Source organism: Streptomyces sp. NPDC041068, from assembly GCF_040647455.1.
Classification (GTDB): domain Bacteria; phylum Actinomycetota; class Actinomycetes; order Streptomycetales; family Streptomycetaceae; genus Streptomyces.
In genome coordinates this window covers 214,777-237,313 of sequence record NZ_JBEZCG010000006.1, presented here as the reverse complement: position 1 = coordinate 237,313, position 22,537 = coordinate 214,777, and the positions used below count along the sequence as shown (strand labels likewise).

The window sequence follows — 22,537 nt, the reverse complement described above, 5'->3', positions numbered from 1 at the left end:
CGCCACCGGCTTCGCCGAGTTCGCCCTCGATCGCCGGACGGACTCGAAATGATCAGTTCTGCTGCACCACCGTCACCTTCCCCTTCCCGTCATAGAGGCGAATCGACTCCGGCTTTCCCCTCGGGTCCGGCTCCCCCTCCTCCCGCGTGAACCACAGGTACGCGGAGCCCGCCGCTCTCTGCAGCTCCGGCTCCGAGGTGCCGTACGCATACACGTACTCCACGCGCTTCGTCCTCGGGCCGACGTGGCCGATCGTGAGCTTCTTGCCCTTCACCTCTGTCTCCACCGAGGCGAAGCTCAGGCCGTCGTCGCCGCCCGGCCGCTCGTCCTGGAGGCCGAAGGACGTCACCTCGTCCTTGCCGTCGGCCCTGATGACGACCGCGAACCAGGGCTGGTCGAAGTCAGGGACGGGGTCGGTCGTCCGCTCGTCCCACACGCCCGCCTTGAGCATGGCCTTCTTCTGGCCGCGTGCCTCCGCTTCGTCGCGCGGAGCGCCCCATGTCTGCAGCTCGACCCGGGCCACCTGGGCCCCCTCGTCGTTGAAGACCTCGGTGAGCTGGGTGAACCGCGGTGCGTACACGTGCCGTTCCTCGGCCGTGCCGTCCGAGGCCACCTGTGCCCCGTCCCCGTCGTCCACCACGGCGAGGGCCAGGGAGCCCGTGGAGCCGGCGAGCGCGACGGCCGCCAGCGCTCCGACCACCCAGCGGCGGGCCTTCCTGCGGCGCCCGCCGCGCATCACCGCCTGGTACGGGGCCGTGCCGATCTCGACCACGTCCGCCGCGTCCGCGAGGCGGTGGGCGATGTCACTGTGCGCCGCGCTCTCGTGCCGCGCCGGGTCCTGGTGGCTCGTCATCACTTCTCTCCTCGGCTTCCGACCTTCTCGGTCAGTGCGGGTATGGCGCGCAGTTTGGCGATCCCCTTGGCGGCGTTGCTCTTCACGGCCCCGACCGAGCAGCCCATGGCCTCGGCGGTCTGGGTCTCGCTCAGGTCCTCCCAGTACCGCAGGACGACCGCTTCACGCTGGCGCACGGGCAGTTGGGCGAGGGCGCGCAGCAGGGCCGCCCGGTCGTCCGCCTGGGCCATGCGGTCACCGTGCTCGGGTCTGTCGAGCATCGGTCCCGAGTCCTGCAGCGACAGGAACTCCTTGAGTTTCCGCCGGTGTCTGCGCGCATGAGTGTTGATCATGATCCGGCGCACATAGGCGTCCGGATCACCCGCCGCGCTGACCTTGCGCCAGGACACGTACGTCCGCTCCAGGGACGACTGCACCAGGTCCTCCGCCGCGTGCTGCTCCCCCGTGAGCAGAAACGCCGTACGCATCAGCCGCGACCAGCGGCTGGTGACGAACCCCTGGAACTCGCCGTCCAGAGCCTGCTTTCGCTCCCCCATGAATGCCTCCTTGCACATTGGAGTCCATGAGGGCCACGAACCGTTGCCTCACCCCTGAGAAGCACCGAGAAACACTGAGAAGCACCGAGAAACACCGAGAAACACCTAGAAGCACCTAGAAACACTGAGACGCTGCGCTGAGAAGCGCCTGCGAAGCCGTGCGCCGGGTCAGCCCTGAGAAGTCGTCCGCTGCCTCGGCATCCACAGCAGCAGCACCACCACACCCGCCAGCAGAATGAACCCGCTCGTGCGGAACGCCATGGCGTAGCCGTCGGTCAGCGCCTGCCGTGACGTCGAGCCGTCCATCTGCGCGGCCGCCACCGTGGACAGCACCGCGAGACCGAGCGCGCCGCCCATCGTGCGGGAGGTGTTGACCAGGCCCGAGACGAGTCCCGCGTCGCCCGGCTGCGCACCCGACGTGGCCAGCGAGGCGAGCGGCGTCGTGGCGAGGCCAGCGCCGAACATCATCACGATGCCGGGCAGCATGATCGAGGTGACGTACGCGCCGTCGACCGTCATCGTCGACTGCCAGCCGAAGCCCGCGGCGGCCACGACGATGCCGAGCACGGAGACGTTCTTCGCGCCGAGCACCGGCATCAGGCGCGGCGCGATCATCGAGCCGACGACGATGGTGAGCGAGGACGGCATCAGAGCGAGGCCGGCCTTCAGCGCCGAGTAGCCGAGGACGTTCTGGGCGTACAGCGTCATGAACATCCACATGGCGAACATGCCGCCGCCGCACACGAACATCGCGGCGTTCGCCGCCGACACCGTCCGCACCTTGAACAGCTTCAGCGGCATCAGCGGCACCTTCGTGCGCGCCTCCACCACGAGGAAGGCCGCGAGCAGCGCGAGTCCGGCCGCCAGCGGCACCAGGGTCGCGGCCGCCGTCCAGCCCTTCTCCTCGGTCTGCACGATGCCGTACGCGAGGGTGGCGAGCCCGGCCGTGACGAGCACCGCGCCCGGCACGTCCAGGCGGCGTGCCTGCCCGGCCCTGCTCTCGGTGAGCCAGGCCGTGCCCGCGACGATCACGAGGGCGCCGATCGGCACGTTGATCAGGAGCACCCAGCGCCAGGAGAGCAGGTCGGTGAGGACCCCGCCGACCAGGCCGCCGGCCGCGCCGCCGCCCGCGCCGACCGCCGACCAGACGCCTATCGCCCGCACCCTCGCCGCGCCTTCGGGCACCGCCGAGGTGAGGATCGTCAGGGTCGACGGCGCGAGGATCGCGGCGCCGAGGCCCTGCACGGCCCGCGCCGCGAGGAGCTGCCACTCGGCCTGCGCGATGCCGCCGCCGAGCGAGGCGACGGTGAAGAGTCCGAGCCCGAGGAGGAACATCCGCTTGCGCCCGAAGAGGTCACCGGCCCGCCCGCCGAGCAGCATGAAGCCCGCGAAGGCTATGGAGTAGGCGTTGACGACCCATTGCAGGCCGATCGCGCTCATGCCGAGGTCGGCCCGCATCGACGGCAACGCGGTGTTCACCACGGAGACGTCGAGGACGACGAGGAACTGGCCCGCGCAGGCCGTGAGGAGGACCGCCCACAGCGGGGCGGACTTCTTGGAGGGTGAGGTGCCGGTGGCGGCTGCGTAAGTGGTGGAGGGCGTCTGGACCATGACAGCCATCCTCTCAAGGCCCGGATGCACCATGCATCGGAAATTGGCTGCAGGGGTCCTCGGGCGCGAGGACTAGGTCTCCCAGACGACACCCGCCACCTCTCTGCCCCCCGCCCCCATGCCTCCCCTATTACCTCCCGCCTCCCCCACTACCTCCCCCCTACCTCCGCCTACCTCCGCCTACCTCCGCAACATCGTCACCACCGCCGCCCCGCCCAGGCCGATGTTGTGCGCGAGGCCCACCCTCGCCCCCTCCACCTGCCGCGCCCCCGCCTCTCCGCGCAGGTGCCAGGTCAGTTCGGCGACCTGGGCGATGCCCGTCGCGCCGAGCGGGTGGCCCTTGGAGATGAGGCCGCCGGAGGGGTTCACCACCCATCGCCCGCCGTACGTCGTCGCCCCGCTCTCGACGAGCTTGCCCGACTCGCCCGCCGCGCACATGCCCAGCGCCTCGTACGTGAGGAGTTCGTTGACGGAGAAGCAGTCGTGCAGCTCGACGACGTCCACGTCCTCGATGCCGAGCCCCGACCTCTCGTACACCTGGTGCGCGGCCTCCCGCGACATCGGCTGTCCCACGGCGTCGATACAGGACCCGGAGTCGAAGGACTCACCGGTGTCGGTCGTCATGGCCTGGGCCGCGATCTCCACGGCGCGCTCCGCGAGACCGTGCCGCTGCACGAAGCGTTCGGAGACGACCACCGCCGCCGCCGAGCCGTCCGACGTCGGCGAGCACTGGAGCTTGGTGAGGGGGCGGTGGATCGTCTTGGCGGCGAGGATCTCGTCGACGGTGTACGCGTCCTGGAACTGGGCGTACGGGTTGTTCACCGAGTGCCGGTGGTTCTTGGCGCCCACCGCCGCGAGCTGTGCCTCGGTCGTGCCGTACTTCTCCATGTGCTCGCGCGCGGCGTTGCCGAAGATCTGCGCGGTGGGCGGGGTCATCTCGAAGCCGTGCTTCGCGGCCATGATCCCGTAGTGGCGGGCGACGGGTGACGTCTTGAAGTCGCCGCCGTCACCGCCGCCGCCCAGCGAACCCCGCGCCATCTTCTCGAAGCCGAGCGCGAGCACGCAGTCGCTGACGCCGCCCTCGACGAACTGCCGCGCCATCATCAGCGCGGTCGACGCCGTCGCGCAGTTGTTGTTGACGTTGTAGACGGGGACGCCGGTCAGACCGAGTTCGTAGACGGCGCGCTGGCCGGCCGTCGAGGCCTGGAAGCAGTAGCCGACGGGGACCTGCTCGACCTGGTCGTACGTGATCCCGGCGTCCTGAAGCGCCTTGGTGCCCGCCTCCTTCGCCATGTCCCAGTACTGCCAGTCACGCGTCTCGGGCTTCTCGAACTTGGTCATCCCGACGCCGACGACGTACGCCTTCATGAGGGTCCCTTTCACTGGCTGAGGCACTGGCCGATGTTTCAGTCCCGGGGCAGGCCGAGGATCCGCTCGGCGACGACATTGAGCTGGACCTGGGTGGTGCCGCCCGCGATGGTCAGGCAGCGCGACATCAGGAAGCCGTGCAGCGCCCGCTCGCCCGCGCCCTCACGCACCGCGCCCGCCGTGCCGAGGAGCTCCAGGGCCAGTTCGGCGACCTTCTGCTGATGCGGGGTCTGCACGAGTTTGCGTACGGAGGCACCCGCGCCCGGCTCCGCGCCCGCCACCTGCCGGGTGGTGGTCCGCAGCCCGATGCAGGCGAGGGCGTGCGCCTCCGCGGCGAGCGCCCCGATGCGGGCGCGGTAGGCCCCGTCGAGGTCGCCGGCGCGCGCGATGAGCGCTTCGAGGCCGGTGTCGAAGGTCAACTGGTCGGCCATGTGGACGCGTTCGCTGCCGAGGGTGTCACGGGCGACCCGCCAGCCGTCGTCGACCCGTCCGACGACCGCGTCCTCGGGCAGGAGTACGTCGTCGAAGTACACCTCGTTGAAGAGGGACTCCCCGGTGATCTCCTTGAGGGGGCGGATGTCGATGCCGGGGGTGTTCTTCATGTCGACGAGGAAGTACGTCAGCCCCTTGTGCTTGGGGGCCGCCGGGTTCGTCCGGGCGAGCAGGATCCCGTGGTCGGCCCACTGGGCCGCGCTCGTCCACACCTTCTGGCCGTTGACGCGCCAGCCTTCGTCGACGCGCTCGGCCCTCGTGCGCAGCGAGGCGAGGTCGGAGCCCGCACCCGGCTCGCTGAAGAGCTGGCACCAGAGCGACTCCCCGCGCAGGGTGGGCGCGACGTGGCGCTCCTGCTGCTCCGGCGTGCCGTGCGCGAGGAGGGAGGGGACCACCCAGGTGGCGATGCCCAGCTCGCCGAGCTCGACCCCCGCCGCCTTCAACTCCTCCTGGATGGCGAGCTGTTGGACGGGGCCCGCGCCCAGGCCGTAGGGGGCGGGCAGGTGCGGGGCCGCGTATCCGACGGGGGCGAGGGCCTTGCGTGCCGCGGCCGGGTCGAGGCCGCGGGCCCGCCCGATCACCTCGCGGGCCGCCACGCGGTACGCCTCCGCCTCCGTCGGCAGCTCCAGGCGCAGTTCGCGCCGCGCCCCGGACTCCGCGAGGCGTACGGCGCGCTGCCGGTGCGCGTCCCCGGCACCGAGCAACTGCCGCGCCACCACCGCCCTGCGCAGATACAGATGGGCGTCGTGCTCCCAGGTGAAGCCGATGCCGCCGAGGATCTGTACGCAGTCCTTGGCGCAGGAGTGGGCGGCGTCCAGGGCGGTGGCCGCGGCGAGCGCGGTGACGAGGCCCCGCACATCGCCCGGCAGACCGGGCCCATCCGGCGGGCCGTGCCCATCCGTCAGGCCGTGCCCATCCGTCAGGCCGGGCTCATCCGTCAGGCCGAGTTCGCCCGCCCTGCCGGGTTCGCCCGTCAGCCCGGGTTCGCCCGTCAGCCCGGGGTCGTCCGTCAGCCCGGGGTCGTCCGCCGCGCGAGCCGCGTCCCACGTCAGGGCCCTCGCCTGCTCGACGCGGATCAGCATGTCGGCACAGAGGTGCTTGACGCCCTGGAACTGCCCGATCGGCCGCCCGAACTGCTCGCGCACCTTGGCGTGTTCGGCGGCGGTGTGCAGCGCCCACGCCGCGGTGCCGCACGCGTCGGCGGCGAGGACGACGGCGGCCAGGTCGCGGACGGCCGCGGAGTCCACGGCGAGCGCCCGGCCCGCGGGGACGTGCGCGGCCCGCGCGCCGACTTCGGCGGTGGGCCTCGTCGGGTCGGCGCTCTCGTGGATCCGCACCGTCAGCCCGGCCGTGGCGGCGTCGACCGCCAGCCACACCGGGCCCGATGCCGACGTGGCGGCCAGGACGAGCAGATCCGCATCACCGCCGGAGAGGACGGGCGGGGCGGTGCCTTCGAGGACGTATCCGTCCGGGACGGAGACGGCGGTGAGCGTTCCCGCGTCGAGGGCGACGGCGCCGATGCGGGTGCCGTCCGCGAGCTCCGCGGCAAGGTCGTGGGCGCCCGCGCGGCGCAGCACCACCGAGGCCAGCGAGCTCGCCGCGAGCGGGCCGGGGAACGCGGCCCGCGCCGCCTCCTCCAGGACGACCGCGAGGTCGACGAGGTCGCCGCCCCCGCCGCCGCACTCCTCGGGCAGATGGACACCGAGCAGCCCCTGCCCGGCGAGGCCGTCCCAGTGGGCGGGCCTGCCACCGCCGGGCGGCGGGGCGTCGAGCAGCTTGCGTATCTCCTCGGGCGGCACGGCGCGCGCGATCCAGCCGCGCACCGCCGACGCCAACTCCCGCTGTTCCCGCGTGATTCCGATCCCCATGCGCATCCTCGCCGGTAGCAGCTGTCGGGACGGGCGCCAGAGTAGAACACGTTCCAATCTGACGGAAGGTCAGATGCGGGCCGTCTTCGAAGACCGGCAGCTTTCGCCCACGGGCCGCCCCGGCGAGCGCCCCCGCGGACGGCCCGTGCCCCGGCGCCCGCCCCCGGCGCCCCGGTCGATGAATCGGTTAACGGCGGGTCAAGACTTCCCCTCGTACGACATCCGTCGGAATAGTCGCCCAGGGAAACAGGTTCGAGTTACACGTACTCCACCGACCGTCCACCCGCGCTCCTGCCGAGCTCGACCTTCCGCCTCCGGAGGCCCCACGCAATGTCGATGACGACGGCCCATTCACGCGGCACCCGCGGAGTCGTCCCCGTACTCGCCTTCTCCGGCATCGTCGTCGCGGTGATGCAGACCCTGCTCGTGCCGGTCATCAAGGACCTGCCCGAGCTGCTGAGCACCGCGCCGTCGAACGCCACCTGGGTCATGACCTCGACCCTCCTGGCGGGCGCCGTCTCCACGCCGATCATGGGCCGCCTCGGCGACCTCTTCGGCAAGCGGAAGATGCTGCTCGCCAGCCTCGCCGTGATGGTCGTCGGCTCGCTGATCTGCGGCTTCACCGATGACCTCGTGGTGATGATCGCGGGCCGCGCGCTGCAGGGCTTCGCCATGGGCGCCATCCCGCTCGGCATCGGCCTGATGCGCGACGAGCTGCCCCGCGAGAAGCTCGGCTCCGCGATGGCCCTGATGAGCTCCTCCATAGGCGTCGGCGGCGGTCTCGCGCTTCCGCTCGCCGCGCTGACCGCGCAGCACGCCGACTGGCACGCGCTCTTCTTCGGCGCCGCGGGCCTCGGCGTCCTCTCGATGGTGCTGACCCTGGCCTTCGTACCCGAGAGCCCGGTCCGCGCCGAGGGCACCTTCGACGCACCCGGCGCGCTCGGCCTCTCCGCGGGCCTCGTCCTCTTCCTCCTGCCCATCACCAAGGGCAGCGACTGGGGCTGGGGCTCGGGCACCACGCTCGGCCTCTTCGGCGCCGCGGCCGTCGTCCTCGTCCTGTGGGGCGTGATGGAGCTGCGCGTCAAGGCACCGCTGGTGGACCTGCGCACCACGGCCCGCCGCTCGGTGCTCTTCACCAACCTCGCCTCGATCATGGTCGGCGTCGCCTTCTACGCCGTCTCGCTCGTCCTGCCGCAGCTGCTCCAGCTGCCGTCCGCCACCGGGTACGGCCTCGGTCAGTCGATGGTCGTCGCGGGCCTGTGCGTGATGCCGCTCGGCCTGACGATGATGTTCACGGCTCCCGTGTACGCCCGCCTGTCGGCGAAGTACGGCCCGAAGGTGACCCTCATCCTCGGCATGCTGATCATCGCGATCGGCTACGGCGCCGGCCTCGGCCTGATGAGCGCCGCCTGGCAGACGATCGTCATCTCCGTGGTCCTCGGCGCGGGCATCGGCCTCGCCTACTCCTCGCTGCCCGCGCTCATCATCGGCTCGGTCGACCCCTCCGAGACCGGCGCGGCCAACGGCCTCAACACCCTGATGCGCTCGATCGGCACCTCGGTGTCCAGCGCCGTGATCGGCATGGTCCTCGCCAATACCGCCGACCATGTCGGGGGCGTCGCCGTGCCCACCATGCACGGCTTCCGCGTCTCCTTCCTGATCGCCACGGGCGCGGTCGCCGTCGGCCTGCTCTTCGCCCTGCTGCTGCCCTCGGCACGCCGCTCCACCACCACGCAGCTGCGGGCGAGCAGCGAGGAGGACGCCAATCTGGAGCGCGCGGTCAAGGCCCTCGCGGGCTTCCACGGCCAGGTGCGGGGCGCGGACGGTTCGCCCGTCCCCCGCGCGAAGGTGACGCTGATCGACGGCGGCGGGCGCCAGGCGGGCGCGGCCCTCACCGACGACGGCGGGCGGTACGAACTGGCCGTGCCCGGCGACGGCTCCTACGTCCTCGCGGTACGGGCCACGGGCCACGGCCCGCTGGCATCGGCGGCGGCCCACCCCGGCCAGGACCGCCCGGTGGAGCTGGACCTCTCGCTGCCGGGCACGAGCGACGTACCGGCCTGACGCACGGCCGGAGTGCGCACCCCCGTCACGTCGGTGGCGGGGGTGCCGTGCATCATGACGCCCGTACCCGCATACACCCGCACCCCCATGCACCCGCATCCCATACATACGTACGACCTGGAGGAAGCCATGGCGTTGGCCGCCGAGCCCAAGCCGGAGATCCTGGCCGCCTTCGAGGCCGCCAAGGGCTTCATGCCGCGCGGCGAGGGGCTCGCCCTGTACGCGGCCGCGGCCGAGGCCGGCGCGCTCGGTCTGCCGCTCCTGGAGGTCGGCACGTACTGCGGGCGCTCCACGATCCTGCTCGCCGACGCGGCCCGGCAGGCCGGGGTGAGCGCGATCACCGTGGACCACCACCGCGGCAGCGAGGAGCAGCAGCCCGGCTGGGAGTACCACGATCCCGAGACCGTGGACCCCGAGGTCGGCCGCATGGACACGCTGCCCACCTTCCGCCGCACCCTGCACAAGGCGGGCCTGGAGGACCACGTGATCGCGATGGTCGGACGCTCGCCGCAGGTGGCGAAGGTGTGGGGCGGCCCGCTCGGCTTCGTCTTCATCGACGGCGGCCACACCGACGAGCACGCCACGGCGGACTACGAGGGCTGGGCGCCGCACGTCGCCGAGGGCGGGCTGCTCGTCATCCACGACGTGTTCCCCGACCCGGTCGACATCATGACCGGCCAGGCCCCGTACCGCGTCTACCTCAGGGCGCTGGCCTCCGGCGCCTTCACCGAGGTCTCGGCGACGGACTCGCTGCGGGTGCTGCGGCGCACGGGGGCGGGGATCTGACCTCGGCCGGAGCACGTCCGACCTCGGTCGGAGTACGCCCGACCTCAGTCGGAGTGGATCCGACCGCAACCGGAGCGGGGATCCGACCTCGCGGATAGGCTCGCCCTCGTGTCGTACGTAGGTCCGGAATTCGATCCCTCACAGCCGCCCAGGCGCCGCGTCGGCCGTCCGCTGACGGTGACCGTGGCCGCGCTGGTGCCGACCTGTCTCGCGGGGTGGCTCGTCTATCAGGCGACGAGCGGGCCCGGCGGAAGCGAGCCCGCGCGATCCCTGCCCGCGTCGCCGAGCGCGTCCGCCGAGCCGGGCGCGCCGTCCGGGTCCGGGTCCGGCTCCCCCTCGGAAAGCAGTAAGCCCGACAAGGGGGAGGAAAAGGACAAGGACGGCAAGAGTGAGGGCGACGACGGCAACGATTCGAGTACGAAAAAGCCCACGCACCAGCCCGCCGCCAGCGGCCCCCTCAAGGGCAAGGTCGTCGTGATCGACCCCGGCCACAACTCGGGGAACTTCCGTCACACGGCGGAGATCAACCGCCAGGTCGACATCGGGACGAACCGCAAGGAATGCGACACCACAGGGACGTCCACCAACGACGGCTACACCGAGGCCAAGTTCACCCTGGACGTCGCCCACCGCCTGCGCACGCTGCTCGAAAAGCAGGGCGCCACGGTCGAGTTCACCCAGGACGGCGACCGCCCCTGGGGCCCCTGCGTCGACGAGCGCGCCCGGATCGGCAACAAGGCGAAGGCCGACGCGGTGGTCTCCATCCACGCCGACGGCTCGGGCGCGGGGAACCGCGGCTGGCACGTGATCATGCCCGCGAAGGTGCGGTCCGGCGCCGCCGACACCTCCGGGATCGTCGCCCCCTCCAAGGAGTTGGGCGAACGGATCGCCGGCGAGTTCGTCCGCGCCACCGGCAGCGCCCCCTCCAACTACATCGGCGACGGCACCGGACTCGACGTACGAAGGGACCTCGGCGGCCTCAATCTCTCCACCGTTCCCAAGGTGTTCATCGAGTGCGGCAACATGCGGGACGCGAAGGACGCGGCGCTTTTGAAGAGCGGCGCGTGGCGGCAGAAGGCGGCGCAGGGGATTTCGTCGGGAATCACCGGCTTCCTGCGGGGGTAGATCGTGAACGTCCTCGTTCCGAAGCGTGGACGTCTTTATCCCGAGCAGACACCCCGCGTGTCCGGACGATATTGTCCTCCCTACGATGAGGGGCCACCCCCGCGCTTCGCGCACCGCGACACGAACGCGACTACGGCGACAGCGACGCCTCCACTGACGAGACGACTGACGAAGGACCTGAAGTGAATTTCCGCTCCCTCACTCGAGGCGACGGCGTGGTGATCGGAGCAGCGGTGTTGCTCTTCATCGCCTCGTTCCTCAACACGTTCGACCCCGACGGCGGCGACAGCGACAAGCTGCCGAACGCCTGGGAAAACGGCAACCTGCTGATGAGCGTCTACCTGCTCGGCATCATCGGTGCGGCACTCATCGTCGTCGGCCGTGCGCTGCCCCAGCCGCGCAAGGTCATCGGCCTGGACCTCGGTCAGCTCGGTGTGGCCTTCGCCATCGCCGCCGCCTGGAGCTCCCTCGGTGCGATCTTCGACACCGACCAGTCATACGGCTTCTTCTTCGACAGCTCGCTCGGTGTCCGCGGAGAATCCCCGGACGCCGGTGTCGGCCTCATCCTCGGCACGATCGCCGCTCTGGTGCTCGCCGCCGGCGCGGTCGCCACCCTGATCGTCCCCGCACTGAAGGCCCCCCTCATGGGCGCCCCGCGTCCGGTCGCCCCGCAGCCCTACGGCGGTCAGCCGCAGGGTGGGTACGGCTACCCGGGTGCGGGTCAGCCGCAGCAGGGCGCGCCGTACGGCGGCCAGCCGGGTCAGCCGCAGCCGCAGGGCGGCCAGTCCTTCGGCGGGCAGCCTCAGCCGCAGGGCGGGCAGACCCCGCCGCCCGCGCAGGCGCAGCCGGCCGGTGACTTCTCGCCGTTCTGGTTCGCCGTGCCGGTGCCGCGTCCGCTGTACGCGGAGGACGGCTCGCCCACGCCGATCGCCGAACTGGCGCCCGGCACCTGGTACTTGGCCGTCGAGCAGCGCGGCCCCGGCCTGGTGGCCCAGACGCAGGACGGCCGTCGCGGCGTCCTTCAGGACACCACGGGGATCCAGCGCGGCTGACCCCATCAGGCACCGCACGGCCCCTCGCCCTTCCGGGCGGGGGGCCGCTGTCGTACAGTCACCCCTCGACGGATTCACCTGACGCACCGTCAGACGATCTCGGTGACTGGGAGGGCTTATGCGGCTCGGGCTCGCACTCGGCTACTGGGGGCGCGGCCCCGACCCCGGCCACGTCGCCCTCGCCCAGGAGGCCGAGCGCCTCGGCTACGACTCGGTGTGGACCGCCGAGGCCTGGGGCTCGGACGCCTTCACACCGCTGACCTGGATCGCCGCGCAGACCTCGCGGATCAGGCTGGGAACGGCCGTCGCGCAGATGGCGGCCCGCTCCCCCGTCACCACCGCCATGCACGCGCTCACCCTCGACCATCTCTCCGGCGGACGGATGATGCTGGGGCTCGGGCTGTCCGGGCCGCAGGTGGTGGAGGGGTGGTACGGGCGGCCGTTCCCCCGGTCCCCGCTGACCGCGACCCGTGAGTACGTCGACGTGATCCGCCAAGTCCTGCGGCGCGAGGGCCCGGTGGAGCTGGACGGACGCTTCCACGCCCACCCCTACCGCGGCGAGGACGGCACCGGCCTCGGCAAGGCCCTCAAGCCGATCACCCATCCCCTGCGGGCCGACCTGCCGGTCCTGCTCGGCGCCGAGGGGCCCAAGAACATCGCGCAGACCACGCGGATCGCGGACGGCTGGCTGCCGCTGTACTGGTCGCCGACCCGCACGGATGTGTACGAGGCGTCGCTGACCTACCTCGACGAGGGCTTCCTGATCGCGCCGATGGCCCGAGCCAAGGTCTGCGACGACGTGAGCGAGGGGCTGCTCCCCGTCAAGGCCATGCTCGGCTTCTACATCGGCGGCATGGGGCACTCCGCCCGCAACTTCCACGCGGACCTGATGGCCCGCATGGGGTACGAGGCGGAGGCCCGGCGCATCCAGGAGCTGTTCCTCGCGGGGCGCAGGGAGGAGGCAGTCCTGGCCGTGCCCGACGCCTTCGCCGACGAGATCTCCCTGGTCGGCCCGCGTGCCCGCATCGCCGAGCGTCTGGAGCTGTGGCGCAAGGGCCCGGTGACGGACCTGCTCGTGCTGGCCCCCGACCCGCTCACACTGCGCACCCTGGCCGAGCTCAACTCCTAGGCGCCGCCCGGCCCTTGGCCACCCCTTGGCCGGACCTTGGCTACCCCTTGGCCAGCTCCCCGGCCGAAGGGACCTTGTCCTTGACCTCGGCGCCCGCGCTCTTTCCCGCGCCCTTGACGTCATTGATGATGCCGTCGAAGGAGTTCACGATCGAGTCCGTCCCCTCTCCCTTGCGGAGCTTGGACGGCAGGTCCTTGAGCGCGTCGATGCCCGCGCTCAGCGGTGCCACGGCCTTGGCGAGGGTCGGGTCGCCCTGCGCGTTCCTCACCGCCGCCTTCAGCCTGTTGTACGTGAACGCGCCCGCGAGGCCCGCCTTGACCAGGGCGAACTTCCTGCCGTCCGCGCCGCTCCGGAACGTACCCGCGCGGAACGGCTTCACGATCCACTGGTACGTCGCCCCGGCGGCGAGGCCCGCGTTGGCGACGAAGCGGGTCTTGGCGAACTTCTGCTTCTCGGCGGAGCTGGTGCCGGACGGCGTCGCCGCACTGTCCTTGTCGTCGCCGTTGCAGGCCGTCGCGCCGACGAGCAGGGTGCAGCAGAGCGTGAAGGAGACTCCGGCACGGCGGAGGGATACGGGGCTGAGCACGGCAGCGGCCTCCAGGGGTGAGCTGCGGTCCGGTGATCGTTCCTCACCGCAGCCTCGCCCCGGCCGCCGGGTGCCGCCACCCGGGCGAGCCCGTCCGGGTCTCTCCGGGTTTCAAGGAGGTCCTGCCCGGTACCCGTCCGCCATGTCTCCCAGAACCCGTACACGCGGCACCAACGAGGCAGCGAAGATCATCGTGATCGTCGCGGACGTCCTGGCCTTCGTCCTCGGGCTGTGGATCCTGATGTACCTGCTGGACGCGAACCGCGCCAACGACCTCGTCCAGTTCGTCCACGACGCGGCCCGCTGGCTCGCCGGCTGGTCCCACGACCTGTTCACCTTCGACGACGCCTGGGCCAGGGTCGTCGCGGGCTACGGCCTGGCGGCGGTCGTGTACCTGCTGGTCGGCCACGCGGTGGCGGGACGGCTGCGGCGGTACTGAACCGCGCTCCGTAAGGGGCGCGGGGAACTGTGCGACCAGCCCTGTCGGACCCGCAGACGCCAACGGTCCCCGGCGGAGCCTACGCGCAGCACTCCGGGTCGAGCCCCCGCGGCAGCCGTTCGCCCGAGAACACCGCGCACGTCGCCTCGTCGCCGCCGAGTGCCGCCACCGCGAGGAGCAGTGAGCCCGCCGTCCAGGTGGTGAGTTCCTCGGGCCAGACGGCCTTGTCGTCGAAGACATAGCCCGTCCAGTACAGGCCGCTCTCCGCGTCGCGCAGGTGCTGGATGGACTTGAGGATCTCCAGGGCGCGGTCCGACTCCCCCATCACCCACAGGGCGAGGGCCAGTTCGGCGCTCTCGCCGCCGGTGACCCAGGGGTTGGGGACCACGCAGCGGACCCCGAGTCCCGGCACGACGAAGCGGTCCCAGCCTTCCTCCATACGGGACTTGGCCTCGGGCCCGGTGAGCGCGCCGCCCAGGACCGGGTAGTACCAGTCCATGGAGTAGCGGTCCTTGTCGAGGAAGCGCTCGGGATGACGGCGGATCGCGTGCGCGAGGGCACCGGCCGCCAACTCCCAGTCCGGCTGCGGCTCCTCGCGCTGCTCGGCGATGGCGAGGGCACAGCGCAGCGCCTGGTGGATCGAGGAGGAGCCGGTGAGCAGCGCGTCGGTCACCGGCGTACCGTCCGCCTCCCGCTTCCAGCCGATCTGCCCGCCCGGCTGCTGGAGCCCGAGGACGAACTCGACGGCGGCCACGACCACCGGCCACATGCGGTCCACAAACGCCTCGTCACCCGTGGCGAGGTAGTGGTGCCAGACGCCCACCGCGACGTAGGCGCAGAAGTTGGACTCCCTGCCGCGGTCGGTGACGTCGTCCGGGTCCCCGTCGGCGTACGCCGCGTACCAGGAACCGTCGGTGTTCTGGTGCCGCGCGAGCCACTCGTAGGCACGCTCGGCGGCCGCGTGCTCGCCCGCGGCGTCCAGGGCCATGGCGGCCTCGGTGTGGTCCCACGGGTCGAGGTGGTGTCCGCGGAACCACGGGATCGCGCCGTCCTCGCGCTGGACGGCGCGGATGCCGCGCACGGTCGCCGCGGCCTGATCGGCCGTCAGGACGCCGGGCAGGACGAGGTGTTCGGTCCGCTCCGGGCTCGTCACTTGGCGGCGCCCGCGGCGTCGGCCGTGGCCTTCGGGAGGTGCGGCTTGGTCGCGTACGCCACGAAGCTCTTGCCGACGACGGGGTTGAGCAGCTGCTCGGCCACCCGGGTCGCCAGCGGCTTCTTCATGATGTCCCAGACCAGGAGCTTGTGGTACGCCCGCACCGGCAGCGCCTTGTCGTTGTCGACGCCGAACGCGCACTTGAGCCACCAGTACGGCGAGTGCAGCGCGTGCGCGTGGTGGGTGCCGTACGGCTTGAGGCCCGACTCCCGCATCTTGCCGAGGAGTTCGTCCGCCTTGTAGATGCGGATGTGGCCGCCCTCGACCTCGTGGTAGGCGTCGGACAGGGCCCAGCAGACCTTCTCGGGGCCGTAGCGGGGAACGGTGACCGCGATGCGGCCGCCGGGCTTCAACACCCGCACCATTTCCGCGAGTACGCCCTTGTCGTCGGGGATGTGCTCCATGACCTCGGAGATGATCACGACGTCGAACGACTCGTCCGGGAAGGGGAGGTTGAGGGCGTCGCCCTCCATGGCCGTGGCGGTCGCGCCCGCCGGGGCCTCGCCCGCCTCCTTCATCGCGGCGAACCACTTGGCGACCTCGCGGATTTCCTCGGCGTTCTGGTCGAGGGCCACCACCTGCGCGCCGCGCCGGTAGCACTCGAAGGCGTGCCGGCCCGCCCCGCAGCCGAGATCCAGGACGCGATCGCCTGCGGCGAGCGGGAAGCGGGTGAAGTCGACGGTCAGCACGTGGCCCTGCTTTCGTGGTGAGGTCCTGCAACTTCGGGGGCGGCCGCGGCCGCGGGGAGGGCATGGCCGCCGGCGACCGCCCGTGCGGCGCCACGTCCCGCGGATCCTTCGATCGCCGCGCGGTACAGCTCCGCGGTGCCCTGGGCGGCGCGGGCCCAGGTGAACTTGGCGAGCACGCGCGCACGCCCGGCCGCGCCGAGCCTGGCCCGCAGTCCCGCGTCGCCGAGGAGCCGCTTCAGACCGAGCGCCAGCGCCCCGGCGTCGCCCGTCGGCACCGCGAGGCAGGTCTCGCCGTCGGGGCCCGCGACCTCGGGGATCGCGCCGCCGGTGGTCGCGAGGAGCGGCGTGCCGGTGGCCATCGCCTCGGCCGCGGGGAGCGAGAACCCCTCGTACAGCGAAGGGACACAGGCGATCTGGGCCGAGCGGACGAGGTCGACGAGCTCGGCGTCGGTGATGCCCTTGACGAACTCGACGGCGCCTTCGAGGCCGTGACGCTCCATGGCCTGGGCGACCGGGCCGTCCTCGGCGCGCTTGCCGACGACGACGAGGTGGGCCTCGGGGTACTCGGCGCGCACCTTCGCGAGCGCCTCGATGAGGTAGACCAGGCCCTTGAGCGGGACGTCGGCGCTGGACGTGGTCACGATCCTGCCCGGCACCTCGGCGACGGACGGATCGGGCGAGAAGAGTTCGGTGTCGGCGCCGATGTGGACGACGTCGATGCGGTCCTCGCGCACGCCGAGGTGGTCGACGATCTCCTGGCGGGACGTGCCGGAGACGGTGAGGACCGAGGGCAGGCGGCGTGCGACGCGCTTCTGCATGCGCGTGAACGCGTACCAGCGGCGGACCGAGGCGCGGCGCTTCCAGTCGGGCGCGGCGTCCAGCTCCAACTGCCGGTCCACGGTGATGGGGTGGTGGATCGTGGTGACCAGGGGCGCGCCGAGGTCGCCGAGGAGGCCGTACCCGAGGGTCTGGTTGTCGTGCACGACGTCGAACTCGCCGCGCCGGGCCCGCAGATGGCGCCGGGCGCGCAGGCTGAACGTGACGGGCTCGGGGAAGCCGCCGGTCCACATCGTCGCCACTTCGAGGGCGTCGACCCAGTCGCGGTACTCGTCGCGCTTCGGCGTGCGGAAGGGGTCCGGGGAGCGGTAGAGGTCCAGGCTCGGCAGCTCGGTGAGCCGCAGCCCTTCGAGTCCCTCGCCCTCGTCGAGCACGGGATAGGGCTGCGCGCCGATCACTTCGACGCTGTGGCCGAGCCGGGCCAGCTCGCGCGAGAGATGGCGTACGTAGACGCCCTGTCCCCCGCAGAACGGGTTCCCTTTGTACGTGAGGAGAGCGATGCGCAACGGACGGTCGCCGTCGATGGCAGAGCCCTTGCGGGGGCCCGCTTCCATGGCCTCAGCGGTCACTCTCGGCCCCCTTCTCCCTGCGGTTGTCCGCGAGGTTACGCCGGGACGGTAATCTAGAACAAGTTTCAGACTTGATCGCTGAATGATCGCTGAACGAGCTTCGAATCTACCGGCAGGTAGGCGAGGTGTAAGGCCCGGATCAGGTGATTCGCGCCACGGCGGGCTCCCTGCCATGCTGTGCGATCTCGGGAGGCGTTTTCGGAGGGGCATCTAGATGACAGCGGAAGCCAAGGCGGCGAGCCCGGCCACGCCGCCCCTCACCGAGCGCCAGGAGGCGCGCCGCCGACGCATCCTGCACGCGAGCGCCCAACTGGCCAGCAGGGGCGGCTTCGACGCGGTGCAGATGCGGGAGGTCGCCGAGGCCGCGGGCGTCGCGCTCGGCACCCTCTACCGCTACTTTCCCTCCAAGGTCCATCTGCTGGTCGCCACCATGCAGGACCAGCTGCAGCACATGCACACCACGATCAGGAAGCGCCCGCCGGCCGGTGAGACGCCCGCCGAGCGGGTCGCCGAGACCCTGATGCGCGCCTTCCGCGCGCTGCAGCGCGAGCCGCACCTGGCGGACGCGATGGTGCGGGCCCTGACCTTCGCGGACCGCTCGGTGAGCCCCGAGGTCGACACCGTCTCGCGACTGACGACGGCGATCATCCTGGACGCGATGGGCCTCGACGAGCCACCGACCGCCCAGCAGCTCTCCGCGGTGCGGGTCATCGAGCACACCTGGCACTCGGCGCTGATCACGTGGTTGTCGGGTCGGGCCTCGATCGCGCAGGTGAAGATCGACATCGAGACCGTGTGCCGACTCATCGACCTGACGGCCCCGCCGACGCGCGCATAAGGGCGTCCGCCGCAGGTCGTAGCCCTGTCTGCGACACAGGGGGCGCACAGTCGTATGGCAAATGCGCCCCCGGACTCCCCCTTGGCCAGTTCTCTGCGTCACGGCAGGGGTACTCACCGCTATGAATGGTCTGCGTGCTTGAACGGAGCAACCGGAAGCGGGGAGCTGGAGGGGCAGAGCGTGATCCGGGTCCTTCTCGTGCACGACGCCTGTCTAATGCGATTGGCTCTGGCGGAACGACTCGCCCGTGAGCCTGATCTGGAGGTGTTCCATGCGCCGTGGTCACATGCCCGCGGCCGACAACGCAGCGTACGACCCGACCTGTGCGTGGTTGATCTCGACGACGAATCGACGTACGCGCTCACTCCGCTCGCCGAACTGACCGGCCCCACGGCGCACGGCAGGGCCTGCCGGGTCCTGGTGCTCGCCACCGCGAACCGGCCAGGACTGCTGCGGCGGGCCGCGGAGGCGGAGGCCCTCGGCTATGTGAACAAGGCCAGCCAGCCGGAACGGCTGCTGGCCGGGATCAGACAGGTGGCGGCAGGCCAGCGGTACGTCGACGACTCGCTGGGGTTCGGCTTTCTCAAGGCGTCACAAATGCCGCTGACACGAAGGGAGTTGAGTGTCCTCTCACTCGCCGCCAGGGGGGCGTCGGTCGCCGAGATCGCGCACAGCCTCCATTTGTCCAACGGCACGGTGCGCAACTACATGGCCGCGATCACCAGGAAGACCGGGGCGCGGAACAGGATCGACGCGATAAGGATCTCGCAGGGCGAGGGCTGGGTGTGAACCGCCTCCCGGCAGGTCCCGGTCGTCGGCCGCCCCGTTGAGGTCCCGGTAGAGGGGCGAACGCTCCATCAGCTCGTCGTGCCGCCCGCACAGGGCGTGCGTCCCGTCCATCACCAGGACGCGGCCGGCGCGACGGGCCGAGCTGACGCGGTGGGCGATCACCATCAGGGTCCCGCCCGGACGGGCCGCGAAGGCCCGCTCGGCGCGGGACTCCGCGACCGGGTCGAGATGACAGGTCGCCTCGTCCAGGATCGCCAGCGGGGCGTGCGAGAGGTAGGCGCGGGTCAGCGCGATCAACTGCCGCTCACCCGCGGAGAGTTCGGCGGGCGCGACATCGGCTTCGAGCCCACCGAGCCGCTCGATCAGCGGGGCGAGGCCGATGGCTTCGGCCGCGGCGAGCACCTCGGCCTCCGGGACGGAATCCCCCCGCAGATAGCGCAGGTTGTCGCCGAGCGACCCGGTGAAGACGTACGCCTCCTGGGGAATGAGCACACGCCGCCCGACAGCCCCCTCGCCCCGCACCGGCAACCCGTGGACCCGCACCTGACCCGCGTCCGGTTCGAGCAGCCCGGCGACGATCCCGGCCAGCGTGGACTTCCCGATGCCACTCGGCCCGACCACGGCGAGGTGCTCGCCCCGGGCCACGGTCAGCGCCAGGTCCTTCAGGACGGGCTCGGCGTGGGGGCCGTAGGCGAAGGTCAGGGAGGAGAGGTGGAGGGCGGGGGGCTCGGCGACGGATTGCGTGAGGCCGACCGGGGATTCCGCGGCGTCGGCCGGGGCTTCGGCGGCATCGGCCAGGGCTTTGGCGGCACCGGTCGGGACTTCCGCGGCGCCGGTCGGGACTTCCGCGGCGCCGGTCGGGACTTCCGCGGCGTCGGCCGGGGCTTCGGCGGCATCGGCCAGGGCTTCGGCGGCATCGGCCAGGGCCTCCCCCGCATCCTCGGCCCGCGGTGGGCCGTCCCACACCAGGCGGCGCAGGACGATCGCCAGGCGGGAGCCGCTCGCGCCCAGGCCGTGGACGAGGTTGTGGAGGGCGGGGAGCAGGGCCTGGGTGACATAGGCGGTGGCCCCGACCAGGGAGCCCGGCGTCACTCCGCGGTCCAGGAGCCAGGGGGCGGTGGCGAGGAGCAGCACCAGCGGGAGCTGGCCCCCGGTGACGAGTGCCGCCGTACGCAGCAGGCCCCAGCGGGCGAGGGAACTGGCCGTCCTGTACTCCGTGGCGACGCCCCGGTCCAGGTCACCGGCGACGTCCCGTTCCGCGCCCGCCGCCGTGACGTCCCGCAACCCCGGGCAGACCAGGCCCAGTTGAGCCGCGAGGTTCTCGTCCGCGACCAGGAAGTCCTCCTGGCGGCGGGCCAGCGGGCGCAGCGAACCCACGAACAGGCCGATCCCGGCGAGCAGCGGCGGCGCGACCACCAGGAGCAGCAGCGGATCCAGCGAGAACAGGCCGATCAGAGCGCCCGCCGCGGTGAAGACGAAGGAGCGCGAGACCATGATCAGGCCCGCGAAGGTGTCCCTGGCGATCTCCACCTGCTGTGTGAGCCGGGAGACGGCGGCACCGTCCGCGTCCCGCAGCCCGCGGCCCACGACCTGCCGCACCAGGCTGTCCCGCAGCGGTTCCACCAGGTCGGCGACGGCGCGGTACACCCGCCCCGTGCCGTACGCGGCGACGACCACGCCGAGCGCGGCCGCGCCCAGCCACCACAGGCCGGCCGCTTCGTCCCCCTTGAGGAATCCGTCGTCCAGGGCGCGCGCGAGGGCGTACCCGGTGAGGAACGTCTGCCCGGTCTCCAGGACCGACCAGAGGGCGAGCCGGACCACCACCGGCCACCTGCGCCGCAGGAACCGGACACCGCGGCGGTAAGGACCCTCCGAAGCCCCGGAGTTCACGCGTCGAACACCTCCCGGTACTCCCGACGTTGCCACAGCTCCGCGTGCGTGCCCACCGCCCTGATCCGCCCCTCGTGCAGCCACGCCACGGCGTCCGCGCGGGCCGCCGTCGCCGCACGGTGGGCGATGATCAGGCGGCTGCGGCGCGGGGTGTGGGTCAGCAGGGCCTCGGCGATGTGGTGTTCGGTCACGGTGTCCAGGCTCGACATGGCGTCGTCCAGGATCAGCAGCCGCCCACCGCGCGCGAACGCCCTTGCCAGGCCCAGGCGTTGGGCCTCGCCTCCGGAGAGCGGCGCTTCGCCGCAGGGCGTGGCGTAGCCGTCGGGGAGGCGGGTGATGAAGGTGTCGGCACGGGCCGCGCGGGCCGCTTCCTCGATGCGGGACGGCGCCGGGCGCGGGGCGCCGAAGCCGATCGTGTCCGCCAGGGTCGCGCCGAGGAGCGCGGGCCGCTCGAAGGCGTAGCCGACCTCGCGGCGCAGCTCCTCGCGGCCGAGCGCGCGCAGGGGGACGCCGTCGAGGCGCACGTCGCCTTCGTCGGGGTCGGCGAGGCGCCCCGCGAGGGACGCGAGGAGCGACTTGCCCGCGCCGGAGCGGCCGACCACGGCGAGCGTGCTGCCCGCGGGCACCGTCAGGTCGACGCCGTCGAGCACGGTGCGTCCGCCGCGGTCCGCCTTGACGCCTCGTAGCTCCAACAGGCCGCCCTGGGCCGGGAGTTCCTCTTCGCCGTACGTGGCCACGGGCTCCGTGAGCACTTCCTCCAGGCGGCGCGCCGCCGCCCGCGCCCGCACGAGTCCGCCCAACTGCCCGACGAGCATGCCGATTCCGGTGGCGAGCACCGCGTACCGGGATGCGGCGAGGAGGTCGCCGACCGTGATGCGATGCCTGAGCAGCAGCGCCCCCGCGACCGCGGCGACCGAGATCTGCAGCAGCGGCGCGATGGCGACGGCCTGCGCCTGGGAGCGGGCCTGGACGCGCCACATCCGGTGCCCCTGGCGGGCGAGTTCGGGCAGCGCGTGCAGGACGCGCGCCGACTCCTTCTCCTCGGTGTGCGCGGCGGCGATGGTCCTGGCCCCGCCGATCGCCTCGCCGAGACGGCCCGCGATGTCGCCCTGGACCCGCTGGTAGCGGGCCACGCAGTCGGAGGAGACGCGGACGAACGTCCGCAGGAGCAGCGCGAGGAGCGGCCCGCCGACGAGGAACACCGCGGCGAGCCAGACGTCGATCAGGGCGAGGGCCACCACGGCGCCGACGGGCATGACCAGGGCGGCGACGAGCGAGGCGAAGGTGGCGGGCGCGATGCCCGCGTGGGCCGCGTTGTCGATGAGGCGGGCCACCAGGTCGCCGTGGGCGAAGCGCGCGGTGGCGCGGGGCCCGACGCCGAGCACGTGGCGGGTGACGCGGCCGCGCAGCCAGGCCGTGGCGCGGGCGTTGGTGGTGCCGGTGAGGACGCCGTCGACGGCGTCGAGGAGGGCGCTCGCGCCGACCAGCGCGGCGCAGGCGAGGATCCAGCGGGTGGTGTCGCCCCCGTCGTGGCCGGTCACGTGTCCGGTCAGGACGGCGTCCAGGGCCCGGCCGATCGCGAGCGGCAGCAGCAGGCCCACGCCCGCACCGGCGACGGCGCACAGCGCGAGGGCCGCGCAGCGGGCCGCGCTGTGCCGGGCCGCGCCGCTCAACAGGCGTGCGTCGGCGGGTGGTTGATGCGGACGTGGGGTCGTCGTCGCCATTGCGCTCCGGGTCCTCGTCGTCTGCGTCCGTGGCAGCGGCCGGCCCGGACGGCCCCCTCGCGGGGCGCCGTCCGGGCCT

The 22,537-nt window shown here is 72.2% G+C and carries 18 protein-coding genes and 1 pseudogene; 8 read left to right on the top strand and 11 right to left on the bottom strand.

Annotated elements, in window-relative coordinates; all coding sequences use genetic code 11:
- Positions 1-52 precede the first annotated feature (52 nt).
- From AB0B50_RS15860 to AB0B50_RS15840, 5 genes are all read right to left on the bottom strand, one after another.
- Entirely contained in the window at positions 53-853 is an 801-nt protein-coding gene (locus AB0B50_RS15860; RefSeq protein ID WP_362330963.1) for a hypothetical protein, read from the bottom strand.
- Positions 853-1,389, bottom strand: a complete 537-nt coding sequence (locus tag AB0B50_RS15855; protein ID WP_362330962.1) for a SigE family RNA polymerase sigma factor — start codon at positions 1,387-1,389, stop codon at positions 853-855. Before AB0B50_RS15855 ends, AB0B50_RS15860 begins: the two co-directional genes overlap by 1 nt.
- 168 nt (positions 1,390-1,557) lie before the next feature.
- A complete protein-coding gene (locus AB0B50_RS15850) occupies positions 1,558-3,000 on the bottom strand; it encodes an MFS transporter (protein ID WP_362330960.1) in 1,443 nt (480 codons plus the stop codon).
- A 180-nt stretch (positions 3,001-3,180) separates the two neighbouring features.
- Complete coding sequence (locus AB0B50_RS15845; RefSeq protein ID WP_362330957.1) at positions 3,181-4,368, bottom strand: lipid-transfer protein; 1,188 nt, start codon at positions 4,366-4,368, stop codon at positions 3,181-3,183.
- Positions 4,369-4,406: 38 nt separating this feature from the next.
- A complete protein-coding gene (locus AB0B50_RS15840) occupies positions 4,407-6,728 on the bottom strand; it encodes an acyl-CoA dehydrogenase family protein (RefSeq protein ID WP_362330954.1) in 2,322 nt (773 codons plus the stop codon).
- A gap of 330 nt (positions 6,729-7,058) precedes the next feature.
- On the opposite strand from AB0B50_RS15840, the gene AB0B50_RS15835 reads away from it, so the two are divergent.
- From AB0B50_RS15835 to AB0B50_RS15815, 5 genes are all read left to right on the top strand, one after another.
- A complete protein-coding gene (locus tag AB0B50_RS15835; RefSeq protein ID WP_362330951.1) occupies positions 7,059-8,792 on the top strand; it encodes an MFS transporter in 1,734 nt (577 codons plus the stop codon).
- A 135-nt stretch (positions 8,793-8,927) separates the two neighbouring features.
- A complete protein-coding gene (locus AB0B50_RS15830) occupies positions 8,928-9,578 on the top strand; it encodes a class I SAM-dependent methyltransferase (RefSeq protein ID WP_362331630.1) in 651 nt (216 codons plus the stop codon).
- A 108-nt stretch (positions 9,579-9,686) separates the two neighbouring features.
- Positions 9,687-10,703, top strand: a complete 1,017-nt coding sequence (locus AB0B50_RS15825; protein ID WP_362330948.1) for an N-acetylmuramoyl-L-alanine amidase — start codon at positions 9,687-9,689, stop codon at positions 10,701-10,703.
- Between the two features lie 182 nt (positions 10,704-10,885).
- Positions 10,886-11,755, top strand: a complete 870-nt coding sequence (locus AB0B50_RS15820; RefSeq protein WP_362330945.1) for a hypothetical protein — start codon at positions 10,886-10,888, stop codon at positions 11,753-11,755.
- 118 nt (positions 11,756-11,873) lie between these two features.
- Entirely contained in the window at positions 11,874-12,884 is a 1,011-nt protein-coding gene (locus tag AB0B50_RS15815; RefSeq protein WP_362330942.1) for an LLM class F420-dependent oxidoreductase, read from the top strand.
- Positions 12,885-12,924: 40 nt separating this feature from the next.
- On the opposite strand, the gene AB0B50_RS15810 is transcribed toward AB0B50_RS15815, so the two are convergent.
- Positions 12,925-13,470 carry a hypothetical protein gene (locus tag AB0B50_RS15810; RefSeq protein ID WP_362330939.1) on the bottom strand — a complete coding sequence of 182 codons (546 nt, stop codon included), beginning with the start codon at positions 13,468-13,470 and terminating at the stop codon, positions 12,925-12,927.
- Between the two features lie 142 nt (positions 13,471-13,612).
- Here AB0B50_RS15810 and AB0B50_RS15805 point away from each other — a divergent pair, with 142 nt between their 5' ends.
- Complete coding sequence (locus tag AB0B50_RS15805; RefSeq protein WP_362330936.1) at positions 13,613-13,909, top strand: hypothetical protein; 297 nt, start codon at positions 13,613-13,615, stop codon at positions 13,907-13,909.
- Positions 13,910-13,988: 79 nt separating this feature from the next.
- Here the strand turns inward: AB0B50_RS15805 and AB0B50_RS15800 are convergent, their stop codons facing one another.
- The 3 genes from AB0B50_RS15800 to AB0B50_RS15790 are packed head-to-tail and all read right to left on the bottom strand — an operon-like array spanning position 13,989 to position 17,217.
- Positions 13,989-15,062, bottom strand: a complete 1,074-nt coding sequence (locus AB0B50_RS15800) for a prenyltransferase (RefSeq protein ID WP_362330933.1) — start codon at positions 15,060-15,062, stop codon at positions 13,989-13,991.
- Positions 15,059-15,811: a class I SAM-dependent methyltransferase gene (locus tag AB0B50_RS15795; protein WP_362330930.1), complete on the bottom strand. Its 753-nt coding sequence runs from the start codon at positions 15,809-15,811 to the stop codon at positions 15,059-15,061. The genes AB0B50_RS15800 and AB0B50_RS15795 overlap by 4 nt, the downstream gene beginning before the upstream one ends.
- The gene (locus tag AB0B50_RS15790) at positions 15,805-17,217 is read right to left on the bottom strand and encodes a glycosyltransferase family 4 protein (RefSeq protein WP_362330927.1); all 1,413 of its coding nucleotides are present in this window, start codon (positions 17,215-17,217) and stop codon (positions 15,805-15,807) included. Before AB0B50_RS15790 ends, AB0B50_RS15795 begins: the two co-directional genes overlap by 7 nt.
- Positions 17,218-17,431: 214 nt before the next feature.
- Here AB0B50_RS15790 and AB0B50_RS15785 point away from each other — a divergent pair, with 214 nt between their 5' ends.
- Both AB0B50_RS15785 and AB0B50_RS15780 read left to right on the top strand, forming a co-directional pair.
- Positions 17,432-18,055 (top strand): TetR family transcriptional regulator, encoded by a 624-nt coding sequence (locus AB0B50_RS15785; protein WP_362330924.1) that lies wholly within the window; start codon positions 17,432-17,434, stop codon positions 18,053-18,055.
- A 54-nt stretch (positions 18,056-18,109) separates the two neighbouring features.
- A pseudogene (locus AB0B50_RS15780) lies at positions 18,110-18,760 on the top strand (response regulator transcription factor); the annotation flags it as partial.
- Here the strand turns inward: AB0B50_RS15780 and AB0B50_RS15775 are convergent.
- Both AB0B50_RS15775 and AB0B50_RS15770 read right to left on the bottom strand, forming a co-directional pair.
- Entirely contained in the window at positions 18,686-20,734 is a 2,049-nt protein-coding gene (locus AB0B50_RS15775) for an ATP-binding cassette domain-containing protein (RefSeq protein WP_362330921.1), read from the bottom strand. The pseudogene AB0B50_RS15780 and the gene AB0B50_RS15775 sit on opposite strands and share 75 nt — an antisense overlap.
- On the bottom strand, positions 20,731-22,458 hold the full coding sequence (locus tag AB0B50_RS15770) for an ABC transporter ATP-binding protein (protein WP_362330918.1): 1,728 nt from the start codon (positions 22,456-22,458) through the stop codon (positions 20,731-20,733). Before AB0B50_RS15770 ends, AB0B50_RS15775 begins: the two co-directional genes overlap by 4 nt.
- Positions 22,459-22,537 lie beyond the last annotated feature (79 nt).

Coding starts and splice junctions, on each gene's coding strand:
- AB0B50_RS15860 (WP_362330963.1), bottom strand. CDS start 853: ATGACGAGCCACCAGGACCCGGCGCGGCACGAGAGCGCGGCGCACAGT.
- AB0B50_RS15840 (WP_362330954.1), bottom strand. CDS start 6,728: ATGGGGATCGGAATCACGCGGGAACAGCGGGAGTTGGCGTCGGCGGTG.
- AB0B50_RS15835 (WP_362330951.1), top strand. CDS start 7,059: ATGTCGATGACGACGGCCCATTCACGCGGCACCCGCGGAGTCGTCCCC.
- AB0B50_RS15805 (WP_362330936.1), top strand. CDS start 13,613: ATGTCTCCCAGAACCCGTACACGCGGCACCAACGAGGCAGCGAAGATC.
- AB0B50_RS15785 (WP_362330924.1), top strand. CDS start 17,432: ATGACAGCGGAAGCCAAGGCGGCGAGCCCGGCCACGCCGCCCCTCACC.
- AB0B50_RS15845 (WP_362330957.1), bottom strand. CDS start 4,368: ATGAAGGCGTACGTCGTCGGCGTCGGGATGACCAAGTTCGAGAAGCCC.
- AB0B50_RS15850 (WP_362330960.1), bottom strand. CDS start 3,000: ATGGTCCAGACGCCCTCCACCACTTACGCAGCCGCCACCGGCACCTCA.
- AB0B50_RS15770 (WP_362330918.1), bottom strand. CDS start 22,458: ATGGCGACGACGACCCCACGTCCGCATCAACCACCCGCCGACGCACGC.
- AB0B50_RS15855 (WP_362330962.1), bottom strand. CDS start 1,389: ATGGGGGAGCGAAAGCAGGCTCTGGACGGCGAGTTCCAGGGGTTCGTC.
- AB0B50_RS15815 (WP_362330942.1), top strand. CDS start 11,874: ATGCGGCTCGGGCTCGCACTCGGCTACTGGGGGCGCGGCCCCGACCCC.